At 58.4% G+C, this 15,241-nt stretch carries 10 protein-coding genes; 5 read left to right on the plus strand and 5 right to left on the minus strand.

Features of this window, described 5'->3' with window-relative positions:
* Positions 1-55 precede the first annotated feature (55 nt).
* The 5 genes from ACI2KK_RS12305 to edd all read right to left on the minus strand — a co-directional run bounded on the left by ACI2KK_RS12305 (position 56) and on the right by edd (position 6,539).
* Positions 56-1,273, minus strand: a complete 1,218-nt coding sequence (locus ACI2KK_RS12305; RefSeq protein ID WP_404669106.1) for an AGE family epimerase/isomerase — start codon at positions 1,271-1,273, stop codon at positions 56-58.
* A 170-nt stretch (positions 1,274-1,443) separates the two neighbouring features.
* Entirely contained in the window at positions 1,444-2,898 is a 1,455-nt protein-coding gene (locus ACI2KK_RS12310) for an ATP-binding protein (protein WP_404669107.1), read from the minus strand.
* Positions 2,882-3,604, minus strand: a complete 723-nt coding sequence (locus ACI2KK_RS12315) for a response regulator (protein ID WP_217886304.1) — start codon at positions 3,602-3,604, stop codon at positions 2,882-2,884. The genes ACI2KK_RS12310 and ACI2KK_RS12315 overlap by 17 nt, the downstream gene beginning before the upstream one ends.
* A 152-nt stretch (positions 3,605-3,756) precedes the next feature.
* On the minus strand, positions 3,757-4,716 hold the full coding sequence (locus ACI2KK_RS12320) for a glucokinase (RefSeq protein WP_404669108.1): 960 nt from the start codon (positions 4,714-4,716) through the stop codon (positions 3,757-3,759).
* Positions 4,713-6,539, minus strand: a complete 1,827-nt coding sequence (gene edd / locus ACI2KK_RS12325) for a phosphogluconate dehydratase (RefSeq protein WP_404669109.1) — start codon at positions 6,537-6,539, stop codon at positions 4,713-4,715. Before edd ends, ACI2KK_RS12320 begins: the two co-directional genes overlap by 4 nt.
* Positions 6,540-6,799: 260 nt before the next feature.
* Here edd and gap point away from each other — a divergent pair, with 260 nt between their 5' ends.
* From gap to ACI2KK_RS12350, 5 genes are all read left to right on the plus strand, one after another.
* A complete protein-coding gene (gap, locus tag ACI2KK_RS12330) occupies positions 6,800-7,801 on the plus strand; it encodes a type I glyceraldehyde-3-phosphate dehydrogenase (RefSeq protein WP_404669110.1) in 1,002 nt (333 codons plus the stop codon).
* Between the two features lie 335 nt (positions 7,802-8,136).
* Positions 8,137-10,731, plus strand: a complete 2,595-nt coding sequence (locus ACI2KK_RS12335) for a hypothetical protein (protein WP_404669111.1) — start codon at positions 8,137-8,139, stop codon at positions 10,729-10,731.
* A complete protein-coding gene (locus ACI2KK_RS12340) occupies positions 10,721-13,336 on the plus strand; it encodes an adenosine deaminase (protein ID WP_404669112.1) in 2,616 nt (871 codons plus the stop codon). Before ACI2KK_RS12335 ends, ACI2KK_RS12340 begins: the two co-directional genes overlap by 11 nt.
* A gap of 305 nt (positions 13,337-13,641) precedes the next feature.
* A complete protein-coding gene (locus ACI2KK_RS12345; RefSeq protein ID WP_404669113.1) occupies positions 13,642-14,154 on the plus strand; it encodes an RNA polymerase sigma factor in 513 nt (170 codons plus the stop codon).
* A 93-nt stretch (positions 14,155-14,247) separates the two neighbouring features.
* Positions 14,248-15,210, plus strand: a complete 963-nt coding sequence (locus tag ACI2KK_RS12350) for a FecR family protein (protein ID WP_404669114.1) — start codon at positions 14,248-14,250, stop codon at positions 15,208-15,210.
* Positions 15,211-15,241: the final 31 nt, after the last annotated feature.

The following is a 15,241-nucleotide window of genomic DNA, read 5'->3' on the forward strand; positions in this document are numbered from 1 at the left end:
AGTACGCCGCGCAGCCCGTCAGGTAACGAACGGATGCGCGAATGTCATCACTTGGTTACAAAGCCAGGGCGCTGGCCAGACTGGGCGCCAGCGGCAGGCGTGGCAGCAGCAAGGCCTGCAGGGCGTGGTAGAGGTCCGGCTTGCCGGCCCAGATGCGTGCGCTGGGCAGGTTGTCGGGGTCTAGTTCGTGGTGCCAGCTGCCGTGGCAGCGGTCGATGAAATGCTCGGCGATGAAGCCCCAGAAACAGCGGTACCAGTGTTCGTACTGGGCGTCGCCGGTACGTTGCAGCAGGGCTGCGGCGGTGGCGCTGGCCTCGGCATGTACCCAATGCAGGCGCTCGCGCACCACGGGGCGGTTTTGCCAGTCGAGGGTGTAGACCAGCCCCGGCGCACCGTCGGCGTGCCAGGCGTGGTTGCAGGCGCTGTCGAACAGCCCGCGGGCGCCAACCAGCAAGGCGTCTGGCGCTGGCAATCCGGCGCGTTTCAGTGCCGCCTCCAGGTGCAGCAGCAAGCGGGCCCACTCGTAAGCATGGCCAGGGGTGGTGCCGTAGGGCCGGAAGCCGTCGGCGGGGTTGTCGCGGTTGTAATCGGGCAAAGGCTGCCAATGCACATCGAAATGCTCGGTCACGCGGTAACCGTCGCCGGCCGCCTGTATCAGGATCAACCGCTGCACCATGCGCAGCGCGCGCTGCAACCAGCACGTGTCGCCGGTGACATCGGCCAGGGCCAGGAATGCCTCGACACCGTGCATGTTGCTGTTGGCTCCCCGGTAGGCCTCGGCCTGCTGCCAGTCGCGGCTGAACGACTCCAGCAGGGCGCCCTCCTCTTCGCTCCAGAAGCACTGTTCGATCACCTCGCAGGCCTCGCGCAGCAGTGCCTGCGCCTCGACCACCCCGGCCACCACCGCCGAGCTTGCCGCCAGGGCGACGAAAGCATGCAGGTAGGCGGCCTTGCCTGCACCGCCATGGCCTTCGGGGTGGGCGAACCAGCCGCCATGCTGCGCATCGCGCAGAGGGCCCTGCAGGGCGGCGACACCGTGCGCCACCAGCCCCTTGCAACCGGGCACACCTTGCAGGTGAGCCAAGGCGAAGCTGTGGGTCATGCGGGCGGTGTTCATGGTTTCGGCGAGGGCGCCACGGGGCAGGCGGCCGGCGTCGTCGAGGTTGCCGAAGCCCTGGGGCAGGCGCGCGGCGCGGGCGAAGTCGAGCAGGCGCAAAGCCTCGTTTGTAAGCCAGGCGTGGTGCGTGGGGGAATCGAGCCAGCGGTGGGTCATGGGCGTGGTCGTCCTTGTTGTTGTCAGGCGATTCTAGCCAGCCGTCCTGGCTGGGATGTCACGAAGGCTGGTGGGAATGTCACCAAGCGGTGACAACGAGGACCTCATCGCGGGGCAAGCCCGCTCCCACGTAGTCCCCAGCGTGGGAGCGGGCTTGCCCCGCGATAACGTCAGTCGGCATTGCGCGGCAGGTACAGGGTCACCCGCAACCCGCCTTCACGCAGGTTCAGCAAACTCACCTCGCCGCCATGGCTATGGGCGATGTTGCGCGCGATGCCCAGCCCCAGCCCATACCCCTGCTGCTGCCCGGCCAGGCGAAAATGCGGCTCGAACACCTGCTCCAGGCGCTGCTCCGGCACCCCGGGGCCCTGGTCGTCCACTTGCAGCACAAAGCTCTCGGCGCTGTCGATGATGCGCAGGTGCGCCCGCTCGCCGTACTTGATGGCGTTGTCGATCAGGTTGCCAATGCAGCGGCGCAGGGCCAGCGACTTGCCCGGGTACGGCGCCAGCGCGCAGCCCTCGACCGTGATGCGGCCATCGCCCAGGTAAGGCTCGGCGAGAATCTCCAGCACCTGGTTGAGGTCGATCGGCTCGATGTTCTCGTGAATATCGGTGTCTTTCACGCACTGCAGCGCGCCCTTGACCAGCAGCTCCAGCTCGTCGAGGTCACGGGTGAATTTGCCCTGCAGCGCCTCGTCTTCCAGCAATTCGACCCGCAGGCGCAGGCGTGTGATGGGGGTGCGCAGGTCGTGGGACACCGCACTGAACAGCTGGGCGCGTTCGGTGAGGTAGCGGCTGATGCGCTCGCGCATGCTGTTGAATGCCCGGCCCACCTCCACCACTTCGCTGCCGCCGCCTTCGGCCACCGGCGCCACATCGGCGCCCAGCGACATGTCCCGCGCTGCTCGCGCCAGGCGCTTGAGCGGCCGGCTCTGCCAGTGCACCAGCAGGCCGATGAACACCAGCAGCATGGCGGTGGTCAGGGCGATGAAGCCGATCTGCTGGCGCGGCAGGCGCTCGGCCTCAAGGCTGGTGTAGGGCTCGGGCAGCAGCGAGGCGATGTACAGCCACTCGCCCTCGCCCAGACGGATCTGCGTCACCAGCACCGGCGGGTTCAGCGGTTCCAGGGTCAGCGAGTAATGCGCCCACGAACGCGGCAGCTCATCGAGCTTCAGGCCACTGTTGAAAATGCGCAGATCGTCGGGGCTGACGAACTCCACCGAGATGTCCATCTGCGCGCCCAGGCGCTCGTGCAGCACCTGCTGGAACACCTCGATCACCGCCTGCTTGCGCGGGGTGATGGGCAGCACCGGCATGTCCAGCGGCTTGACGTTGAGCGAGACGAAAAAGCGTGTGCCGCCCATGCTGCGCAGCTGGTCCAGCACCATTGGCCGGTACGCCACCGGCAAGGAGCGGAAGTAGCTGACGCTGGCGCTCATCGAATGGGCCAGGCTGCCGGCGCTGGCACGCAGCCCCTGCAACTGGCTGGCCCGCAGCTGCGCCACCCAGATCACGCTCGACAAGCCCTGAGCCAGCACCACCACCAGCAAGGTGAGCAGCAGCATGCGCCCCAGCAACGAGCGCGGCAGCAGGCGCCAGCGGCGCTCGCTAGGCAGGGCAGACATGGGCCGCCAACAGGTAGCCGCTGCCGCGCACGGTGCGAATCAGCCGCGGCGGTTTGTCGGTGTCGCGCAAGCGCTGACGCAGGCGGCTGACTGCCATGTCGACGATGCGGTCCAGGGGCATCGGCTCGCGCCCGCGGGTGGCGTTGCCGATGGTATCTCGGTCAAGAATTTGCTGCGGGTTGTCGAGGAACAGCTTGAGCAGGGCAAAGTCGGCGCCAGACAAAATCACCTCCTCGCCGTCGCGGTGGAACAAGCGGTGGCTGACCGTGTCCAGGCGCCAGTCGTCGAAGGCCAGCACGGCGCTGGCCGGTATCGCCTGACCAAAGTCGGCGCGGCGCAGCAGCGCCTTGATCCGCGCCTGCAGTTCGCGCGGGCTGAAGGGTTTACCCAGGTAGTCGTCGGCGCCCAGCTCCAGGCCGATGACCCGGTCGGCCTCGTCGGAGCTGGCGGTGAGCATGATGATCGGCACCTGGGCCAGGCGCGGGTGCTGGCGCACCCAGCGGCACAGGCTGAAGCCGTCCTCGTCGGGCAGCATCACATCGAGAATCACCAGGTCGTAGCTGCCGGCGTCCAGCGCCCGGCGAAAGCCCTGACCGTCGGGTTCGGCATGTACCTGCAAGCCTGCGCGGCTGAGGTAGGTTTGCAGCAGTTCGCGGATGTCCTGGTCGTCGTCGACCATCAGGATCGATTTGCCGGCAGTGCTCACAATGGTCCGTCCTCTGGTAATCGCAGGTCTTTGTGCCTGCTGTTGGGGGCTGCTCTGCAGCCCTTTCGCGACACAAGGCCGCTCCTACAGAAAACGCGATCCCTGTAGGAGCGGCCTTGTGTCGCGAAAGGGCCGCAAAGCGGCCCCAAAAATCAATGATCCAACGCCTGCTGCAAGGCCACCCCGGCCCCCAGCAACCCGGAAAACTCGGCAGTGACCAGCCAAACCGGCACACCAGCGAAGTAGCCGCTCATGCAGCCCTTGTCGGCGAAGCTTGCCGCAAAACCACTGCGCAGGAACAGCTCGGCGAAGCGCGGGATCACCCCGCCGACGATGTATACACCGCCACGGGCGCCGAGGGTGAGTACGTTGTTGCCCGCCACCCGGCCGAGGAAGCGGCAGAACTGCTCGACCACAGCCAGTGCCCGGGGCTCGTTGGCCAAGGCCGCATCGGTGATCTGCGCCGGGGTCTTGTGCTTGGGCGTGTCGCCATCCAGTGCGCAGATGGCCTGGTAAAGCCGCACCAGCCCGCCACCGCTGAGCACGGTCTCGGCGCTGACATGGCCGATCTGACGGTGAATTTCCTGATGGATCGCCGCCTCGCGGACATTGCCCACCGGCAGGTCGACATGCCCGCCCTCCCCCGGCAATGCCATCCAGTGCTGCTCGCCCAGGCGCAGCAGGCTGCCGACGCCCAGGCCGGTGCCCGGGCCGATCACCAGCGCCGGCCGCGCAGGGTCGGCCTTGCCGGCGCACACCTCACGGTACTCACCGTCCTGCAGGCGGGTCATGCCCAGGGCCATGGCGGTGAAGTCGTTGACCAGCAGCAGGCGCTCCACCTGCAGGGTCTGGCAGAACGCCGTGCGGCTGAGGCGCCAGTGGTTGTTGGTGAAGCGGAACTCGTCGCCGTCCACAGGCCCAGCCACCGCCAGGCACACCGCAGCCAGCCCGCCACGGGCGATATGCTGGTCAGCCAGGTAAGCCTCGATGGCCTGCTCGGGGCTGGTGTAGTCGGCGGTGGCGAACACCTGCACCGCCTCCAGCCGGTTGTCCCGCCACAGGGCGAAACGTGCGTTGGTACCGCCGATGTCACCCACCAGCAAAGCCTTCATTCAAGGGTCTCCAGCGCCGAGGTGAAGGCGCTCGCGCCCTTCTCCGCCGGGCTGAACGCCATACGCATGAAGCCGAACAGCTCGCGCCCGCAGCCCAGGTCGTTGCCTTTGGGGGCTTCGGGCAGGTCACGGCTGGCCAGTTCCTCGGCCGACACCATCACCCGCAGCGTGCCTTCGACACCATCGACCCGTACCCTATCACCATCGCGCACCCGCGCCAGCGGGCCACCGTCGAACGCCTCGGGGCACACGTGGATGGCCGCCGGGATTTTGCCCGAAGCGCCAGACATGCGCCCGTCGGTGACCAGCGCCACCTTGAAGCCGCGGTCCTGCAGCACACCGAGGAACGGCGTGAGCTTGTGCAGCTCGGGCATGCCGTTGCAGCGCGGGCCCTGGAAGCGCACCACGGCGACGAAGTCGCACTCAAGCTCGCCAGCCTTGAACGCATCGGCCAGCGACTGCTGGTCGTGGAACACCCGTGCCGGGGCCTCCACCACCTGGTGCTCGGGGGCCACGGCGGAGACTTTCATCACCCCGCGGCCCAAATTGCCCTCCATCACCCGCAGCCCGCCTTCGGCAGAGAACGGCCGCGCTACCGGGCGCAAAATGTTTTCGTCGAGGCTCTCTTTCGGGCCTTCGCGCCATACCAACTGGCCGTCCTCGAGGAACGGCTCCTGGGTATAACGGCGCAAGCCATGGCCGGCCACGGTGTTGACGTCCTCGTGCAGCAGCCCGGCATCAAGCAGCTCGCGAATGAGAAAAGCCATGCCGCCGGAGGCCTGGAAGTGGTTGATGTCGGCCTTGCCGTTGGGGTACACGTGCGACAGCGTCGGCACCACTTCGGAAAGGTCGGCCATGTCCTGCCAGGTGAGCTGGATGCCCGCGGCCTGGGCGATGGCAGGGATGTGCAGGGTGTGGTTGGTCGAGCCACCGGTGGAGTGCAGGGCGACGATGGAGTTGACCAGCGCTTTTTCGTCGACGATCTCGCCGATGGGCATGAAGTTGCCGCTGGCCTTGGTCATGCGCGTGACCTGGCGCGCAGCTTCAGCGGTGAGCGCATCGCGCAGCGGGGTGTAGGGGTTGACGAACGAGGCGCCGGGCAGGTGCAGGCCCATCACTTCCATCACCAGCTGGTTGGTGTTGGCAGTACCGTAGAAAGTGCAGGTGCCGGGGCTGTGGTAGCTCTTCATCTCCGATTCGAGCAACTGCTCGCGGGTGGCCTTGCCCTCGGCGTAGCGCTGGCGCACGTCGGCCTTCTCTTTGTTGGAAATGCCCGAAACCATCGGCCCGCCGGGCACGAAAATGGTCGGCAGGTGGCCGAAGCGCAGCGCGCCCATCATCAGGCCGGGGACGATCTTGTCGCAGATGCCCAGCATCAGGGCGGCATCGAACATGTTGTGCGACAGCGCCACCGCCGTGGACATGGCGATCACCTCGCGGCTGGCGATGGCCAGCTCCATGCCCGGTTCGCCTTGGGTGACCCCATCGCACATGGCCGGTACGCCACCGGCGAACTGGCCCACCGAACCGACCTCGCGCAGGGCCTGTTTGATCTGTTCTGGGAAGTGCTGGTACGGCTGGTGCGCCGAGAGCATGTCGTTGTAGGCCGAGACGATGGCCACGTTGGCCGCGTTCATCAGGCGCAGGGTCTGCTTGTCGTCGCCGCCGCAACCGGCCACGCCGTGGGCGAAGTTGGCGCATTGCAGGCTGGCGCGCATGGGGCCGTCACTGGCCGCGCCGCGGATCAGCTCAAGGTAGCGTTCACGGGTGCGGCGGCTACGGGCGATCAGCCGTTCGGTGACCTCAAGGATGCGCGGGTGCATGTATCGACTCCAGGCTAATAGGGGCGGCTTCACCGGGCATTGTCCCTCCAAACGATTGCGGCCTAGGCTCTGGTAAGGCCCTGCTGGCGCAAGCGTGGAGCGGCTTCCCGACCACTCGTTGTAGATTTAACAAAATACTGCCACTAAAAAGGCTTGTTTTCTATCTGCCAGTGAATAATCTTGTAATTCCAATAACAAAACCGTTTCAGTGAAGCTGCTCTTTTTGCCACAGGCTTCACCCGACTGCCAGAGGTAACGCCATGACCCTTCGCATCGCCATCAACGGATTCGGCCGCATCGGGCGCAATGTCCTGCGCGCACTCTACACCCACGGTTATCGCCAGGACCTGCAGGTCGTCGCCATCAACGACCTGGGCGACAGCGCGATGAACGCCCACCTGCTCAAGTACGACAGCGTCCACGGCATTTTCGATGCAACGGTTGAAGCCGACCACGAAAGCCTCACCGTCAATGGTGACCGTATTGCGGTCAGCGCCATCCGCAACCCCGCCGAACTGCCCTGGAAAGCCCTGGCCATCGATGTGGTGTTCGAGTGCACCGGCCTGTTCACCGAGCGCGCCAAGGCTGCCGCGCACATCACCGCCGGCGCCGGCAAGGTGATTGTCAGCGCGCCGGCCAAAGGCGCCGACGCTACCGTGGTATACGGGGTCAACCACGACGTGCTGCGCGCCTCGCACCAGGTCATCTCCAACGCCTCGTGCACCACCAACTGCCTGGCCCCGGTGGCCCAGGTGCTGCACCGCGAGTTCGGCATCGAGCAGGGCCTGATGACCACCATCCACGCCTACACCAACGACCAGGTACTCACCGACGTCTATCACGGCGACCCCTACCGCGCCCGCTCGGCCACCCAGTCAATGATCCCGAGCAAGACCGGCGCCGCCGAGGCGGTGGGCCTGGTGCTGCCGGAGCTGGCCGGCAAGCTCACCGGCATGGCGGTGCGGGTGCCGGTGATCAACGTATCGCTGGTGGACCTCACGGTGAACCTCAAGCGCGAGGCCACGGCAGAGGAGGTCAACCAGGTGTTCCTCGAAGCCAGCCGCCACTCCCGGGTGCTGGGTTATAACACCCTGCCGCTGGTGTCGTGCGACTTCAACCACAACCCGCTGTCGTCGATTTTCGACGCCAACCACACCCGCGCCAACGGGCGCATGCTCAAGGTGCTGGCCTGGTACGACAACGAATGGGGCTTCTCCAACCGCATGCTGGACAACTGCCTGGCGTTGTTCAGGGCGCGCTAGATGGTGATCGCTGCATAAGCTAATGGAGGAAGGGGCGCGCTGCGCCCCTTCCTCATTCGCAGGACAATGATTTAGCAGACACAATACTGCTGTATCGGTATCAGCGCGTTGACAAAACATCACCCATTGCATGTAGCATAAGGCCACCATTCAGTGCTCGATGGGGCGTGCGCGCAAATAAAAAACCTTTAAAACAGATCTTGTTTCAACGAGCAAGTAGCCACTGGACTGCCTGACTAAATAGCGCAACTCCTTCAGCAAATGCCTAAAAAGCATCTCTATTGATGCATGGCACTGCAGCAAGATATCGCCACGAGACTACTCAAGGAATGACGATGACTAACAAACAACTTGCAATTGACCTCTTAGCTTATGACACGCATATGCACGAGGACTCAGTAGACCAACTACAGCAAGACGCATACCTTTCACTGCACAATATAATCTCCAATCAGCTCAACAACATACGTCAAGAGCGAAGCATTAGTCCTTCAGACTTTATTTATGCAAGGGAGCACAACGCTATCCTTATTGAAGGAAGCAGAGGCAGCGGAAAAACAACCTTCTTACTAAAATCACTACAAAAATTAAAAAAAGACAAAGAACTAAAACTAAGCGTACTTCGACTAATAGACCCAACCTTAATTGAAACCAAAGAAAACATTGTAGTAGTTATACTTTCAGCAATTGATAGTGCGATCGAACAAATACAAGGCGAAACTCGCGGCCTCACTGAAGCAAGGGAGGCGCTGGCAGAAGGTCTCGGGCTCTTAGATGGCATAGGTTCTAGTTCGGCATATGGCGCCGAGTGGGAGGATCCCAAATGGGTTATGAGCCAAGGGCTACGTAAGGCTAAAAAAGGGCGCGACTTTGAGAGAGCTCTGGGACAATATATTGAAGAAGCGCTAAGACTTCTAAACAAGAACGCATTCGTACTCACATTCGATGATGTAGACACTAACTTCACGCACGGCTACTTGATCCTTGAGTCAGTGCGCAAGTACTTAACCAACCCAAAGCTCGTAATTATTCTCTCAGGCGACCTTGAGCTTTACGGCCGCTTACTTAGAAAAAATATTTACAACGCTTTCGGTGAAGACGTTCTGCGCCATGACCCCACATTGATTGGCTTTGATCAACAACGAGTTGGACGCTCCATCCTCGAACTTGAAGAACAGTACCTTCTCAAAATCGCCCCACCACAAAATAGAATCACCATGATCCCCTTGGGTGGCCTTGCTCAGTACAAGGCAAAAAAAATCTCGGTTCTAGTGAAGAATATCGATACTACTCACAAGGAATCTGTAGAGCTACAAGCTTGGGTCAGCCAACGCATTGCATTATTGATGCATGATTCTACTCCACCCACCACTAATCCTTTTTTCAATCTGCTTGCCACTGAGCCCCTGCGCTTAGTTATAAGCTACATGAGAGCGCTCGGAAGTGAACCAGATTCCGCTTGCAGAGCAATTTTTAATTCGTTCTCCACTCGATTACAAACCCAAGGCATTTCTGGAGACTCAATACTAAATGGCGACCTCGACAGTTCACTCCGCGTAATATTTGAATGGATAAGTAGACAACCTGATGCTCCTGACCTTGCAAAATTTGGTGTTCCATCAGAGGTCAGTAAAGCCATTGCCCTACACTGCTTAGCTATGCTGCTATCACAAACAATTAAAAGCCATGCGGGAAGCGCACTCAAATCTTTACTCGGCCTGTCTCTTCCCTTAGCAATGATGCAACGGCCATCTCTTATTGAGCGGCAAAATAGAGACAACTTATTCAACTTCCTATGGAACCAGTTGGCAATCTCCGGAGCTGACCTCGCCGCTCGCTTGGGAGCAGTAAATAGAAGCACTGAGTCAGGTATCAAGCTTCGTGCAGCATCATTCGGCTCCGTCGGGCTTGCGAACAATGTTCAGCTTAAAAACGTCCAGCAAAACTGGTACCCGCCCGACTCCAAAGACAGCCCCACCAATCTAGAGAAAAAAGGCACTCTGGCATATCTAGTCAGAGACTTAACACTAGGCCATGAAACTGTACAGTATGGCTCCGGCTGGTTTCTTATAGACGACTTAACTGATAATCGCTGCGACAAGTTCGGAGAAATTCTAAAATTAATCACCAACAAACGCTACAACGCACGAGGCGAGATAATGCGTTCTGTATCTGCCCTATCGCTCCTCGGCGTAATTACTGACTTATTAAACTCAGATAAAATCAAGAATCTTGGCGATTACTCAGAACTTCAAATAACCCCTCCATTTGAGAACCACCAGCAAATCAACACAACAGAGTCCGACACAGAGGACGATGAGCATTACAACGAGATATCCAGCGATCACGATATAAACAAGAGCTCTTTCGAGTCATTTATGCATCGCATGACAATGTGGCATAGGTATGCCATTCAAGAGCCTCAAGAAATATCTCCGAGCTTGCTGGGCCGCATAGCAACTCGAATTCACGACGATCTCTTGAGCCTTGATGAAAAAATACCCATGAGAATGCGCACCGGGGAAATATTACATCGCCAAATCATCTGCATTCTCCATGGAATATTAGCTACCACCACTCTGGTACCAGGCAGAAAGGAAACCCCAAAAACTTCTGACAGAGCTTTTGTAGAGCTATTAAATAAACACACAGAGCACTCAATCCCCAATCTATTTTCAATTATCCTCTCCTGCCCCCTGGTATGGTTATTCCTTAAACCAACGGGAATCGGTAGCAAGATGTTATGGAAAAAAGCAAAAGATATTCTTGAGGCTAAGTATCAAGACAAAGCGAATCAACCACCCGCCTTGACGAGCCTTGAAGAATACACGATACACATTGCCGTTGAACAAGAGCATTCAAACAAGATACACGCAACCACAATAAACTTCTTTGAACCCTTGAACTTAGTGCCACGATATGCAAACTAATCTCAGCAATAAACTTTCAGATGAAACAGAAGAATTTAATGCCTGGGACTTAGTCACCTATGCTCGCGCGGCCTTTCTTAATACCGCACCTATAATAGCCATTGAAAATCAAGCAAAATCTGAAAACACATCAACAATGGAAGTATATTTATCTAAATTTACAGAAAACACAAGAAAACAGTGGGATAAATCATTTTCACAAGGTCTTTTCTCCCAACTAAACAAGCTTCTTCCAAACATGACCGATGTCATTTTGGAGAAGCGTCTAGCAAGAACCGAAAGACGAATTGGAGGCTTTGACTGCCCCGAAAACTTTCTAACTATTCTCGAACACCTAGCAGAAACTTTTCTTTGTGAGGGCTATGATGGTTCGATTCGTGTCCGTACTCGCTTGCTTGAGCCTTGGCAAGCTCTAATCCTAGTAGTCCCACCTCTACTCATCTCATCTGCATGGATAGCTAAAAAATTACATTATACAGAATCACTTCCCCTTGATTACTCAGAACGCGAAACTATTGCCAGCAGACTACAACGATGGCTGTGCGATTCGACATTACCAATTGATGACGATCCGTTCCTAGATCACTTATGCCGCACTGAAGGTCTAGATGAAACACACATGCATTTGAATGGAACTACTGAGGCGGAAAAAGTATGGATAGACGCACTCACAAGGCCAAAATCGGTCATTGGCAACTTATCCCAAAAGTCTCTTGAGCGAGAGTTCGGACTACATGCGCGAATTGGCAACGGCATCGAGAGATTATTAAACCAAGAAGATACAACTCTCACGCCATCAATACTATTACAGCGAGTCATTGATGCAACAAGCCTTAAAGCGCACCTTTTGCATCATAGTCTCAAGCATACCGGCATGGACAGTTCGCACCCACAGCGAAGCTTGACCGATGCGCAACAAAGATTCTCAGTTGGCTCACGAGAGCATCCATGGTCGATTGCATCAGAAGCTTGGCAGATCGCCACGATATTGAATAGTCTTAGAAAGCAACAACACCCACCTTATTTAGGTTATATAATCTGGCATTACACTCTTATACGAGCTCAATTTTGCAGACTCCTTGTTCAGCAGCCTCAAAACAAAGGATTCGATCAATTCCAATACATCACACTTAACGAATTGAGAGAAACGACGGAACAGGATTACTCGGAGCGATTCCGTCAGCTTGAACGGGGTCATCAGCAACTGCTTGACTACGTAGAGGGACGTTTTGCACCAAAAGACACCCCGGACAAGATCGCTGTATTACTTGGTAAGATCCTTCGTGGCTATCTTCGTTTTCTTAGCGAAAACGAAGATAGCCAGCTTGAGTCGACTCATGTACCGTTCAACTATCGATCCATCCCAGAACTTCTAGATAGAATTCGCGCCTTAGAAACAGGTAAAGACGGCATCACAAAAACGCGCCGCCGTTTACGCCTGGGTCTTGTCCCTCACTTTATTAAGCAAACGACATTAACTGAACGTCAAGCCTTCTTCGCCGAAACAAGCTCAAGGCCTGACTGCCGAGACTTTCATCTACGTCATCGGGTTGATAAAAGTGCACGCGCCTTGGCTGCATTCTTACAAAGCAACCATGGTTCAGACAAGCTTATTCGAGGAATTGATGCCGCCAGTAATGAGCGTCATGCTGGACCCGAGGTGTTTGCCCCAGTTTTTCGCCGCATGAGAAATGCTGGAGTTAGACGCTTCACCTACCATGTTGGGGAGGATTTCGGGCACTTGGCTTCGGGATTAAGGGCTATCGTAGAGGCCGTGATTTTCCTCGATCTAGACGCTGGATGTAGGATTGGGCATGGCACCGCGGCAGGGGTCAGCCCAAAAAAATGGTGGAACTCTGTCAATAACTATGTCGCTCTCACCATTGAAGATCGTCTTGATGATCTCATTTTTGCATGGGGAACCTTAGTTAAAATCAGATGCCACGTAGAAGCTCTACCTGCAATCGAAGCCGAAATCCGCCGCTTAGCAATCAAAATATGGCACGACCCTCTATTAACCCCAGACATTTTATCTGCCGCTTGGCGATTAAGGTATCTAGACCCCCTGTCCAAAGGCTATTCAATTAATGATGTTGAACCGAACAAACGTCAAGAAGCTGGTCTATTCCTGAACGCTCTCACGAACACTCCGCTTGCACACTCCCACTTCCTTAGGCGGCATGGCTTTGGTGCTTCAACAGAAGAATTACAGCGCAGTCAAGAGGAGATCATAGTACTACGAGACAATGACGTGTTAACGCCCAAGATCTTACGTACACTACAACAGTACTTACTCAAGCTCCTCGCAGAAAACTCAATTGCTATTGAGACATTGCCTAGTAGCAATGTACGCATCAGCATTCACTCTTCTTATGATGAACACCATGCGATTGGTTGGCTTGGCGCTGGCAAGCATCCAGCTCCAAATGCAGTGCCAATTGTTTTAGGTTCGGATGATCCTGGAATATTTGCAACTAGCCTAAGACAGGAGTATGCCCATCTCTTACGCGCTCTTAAGAAAGGCACTGACAACCACAGTAATCCTTCACGATCCGAAGAAATAATTCAAAAAATTTGCTCCAATGCCAAACGCTATAGATTTTAAATCGAATGGACCGCGCTCGCAGACACACTGAAATCTACAAAAACAGCCTGCGCGGCAACCACAAAGTCAATTGAAAACAGTCTCAATTATTGAGTGGCTACCGACAATTTTTCGTCCCCTGATTTGCTTGCTCGCTACTCAATCACAGAGCTGGAACCGAAGAGCATGGATACCGTTACAAGCTCGTTCACGGGGCCTTGCTGTCGATCACACAACCACCTTTACCCATTCGTGACATTTTTACCCTTGACCTGTCATATGGATGATAAGCATTATCATTCACCCTCAAGCGGCCAGGTCCCCCCGTGAGTCAGTCCCGGTTCAATTCAGTCTTCCTCAACCAGCGCCTCAGCCTGCTGCGCACGCTGCAGCGCATGGTCGGCAACCCGAGCACCGCCGAGGACCTGCTTCAGGAAACCTACCTGCGGGTCACCCGTGCCCTGGGCGAGCGGCCCATCGAGCACCTGGAGCCCTTCGTGTTCCAGACCGCCCGCAACCTTGCCCTGGACCACCTGCGCGCCCGCCGGGTGCAGGCGCGCATGCTGGTGGAAGACGTACCCGAGCAAGTGCTGCACAACGTCGCCGCCCCGGTGGGCAGCAGCGAGGACGCAGCCCAGGCCGAACAGTTGCTCAAGCACCTGAGCATCAGCCTCGGCCAGCTCACCGAGCGCCAGCAGCAGATTTTCATCCAGAGCCGCCTGCACGGCGCCAGCTACCTGGAAATCGCCGAAAAACTGAAGGTTTCAGCCAGCACGGTACAAAAGGAATTGAAACTGATCATGGCCATCTGCATGGGCGTGGCCGACCGTCACCAGTGACGCGACCGCTCGCCGCGCCCGCACGCAAAGGCCTTGCCATGCGCCGGGCCTGCACGGATCATGCGCAATACAAGCTGCCCCCAAGGACCCACCGTGACCGACCAGCCCTCCGATCGCCCGACACCCGCCGAGCCTGACGCCCGCGCCCGTGCCCGCAGCGAGGCGATGGACTGGCTGATCCGCCTGCAGTGCGCCAGCGCCGAAGACACCGAAGCCTTCGAGCACTGGCTCGGCGCCGAGCCGGAAAACGCCGAAGCCTATGTGGAAGCCGAGGCGCTGTGGAACGGCACCCCGCTGCGCCAGGCCGCAGGCGTGTTGCACCAGCAACGCAGGCGCTCTTTCGGCGGGCGCCTGCGCAGCCACTGGAAGCCCCTGGCCACCGCCGCTGTGCTGCTGGTGGGGCTGTTCACCTTCGGCAACCTGCCGGTGCGCCTGCAGGCCGACCACCTCACCGTGGTCGGCGAGCGCCAGCGCCTGCAACTGGACAACGGCGCCAAGGTATTGCTGAACACCAACTCGGCCTTCGCCAGCGAGCTGCGCGACGGCCACCCTGTGGCCCGCCTGCTGCAGGGCGAGGCGTACTTCGAGGTGGCCGGCCAGGGCCAGCCGCCGCTGGAGGTACAAGCCGGCCCGCTGCGCGCCAGCGTGCGCGACACCGACTTTGCCGTACGCTACCTGGATGGCGAGGCGCAGTTGCGGGTGCAGCGCGGCGATGTCGACCTGCAGGGCAGCGCCGACCAGCGCATTCGCCTCAGCGCAGGCGAAAGCATCAGCGTCGGCCCGGCCGGCTTCGGCCCACGCCAGCGCCCCGACATGCGCCAGGATCTGGCCTGGGTCGAAGGCCGGCTGATCTTCGAGAACTGCCCGCTGAGCCAGGTGCTGGCCGAAGTGCGGCGCTACTACCCCGGCTGGATCATCAGCCACAACGCCGAGCTGGAACAGGTGGCAGTGACCGGCAACTACCGCCTCGACCAGCCACTGGAAACCCTGCGAGCCCTGGCCCACATCACGTCGGCACAACTGCACGAATACCCCGCGCTGGTGATTCTGAACTGAGCGCAAAGTTTTTTTACGCGATCAGCACACC

Origin of the sequence: Pseudomonas sp. NPDC089406, from assembly GCF_044900265.1 — a bacterium.
In the GTDB taxonomy this organism is placed as follows: domain Bacteria; phylum Pseudomonadota; class Gammaproteobacteria; order Pseudomonadales; family Pseudomonadaceae; genus Aquipseudomonas; species Aquipseudomonas fakonensis.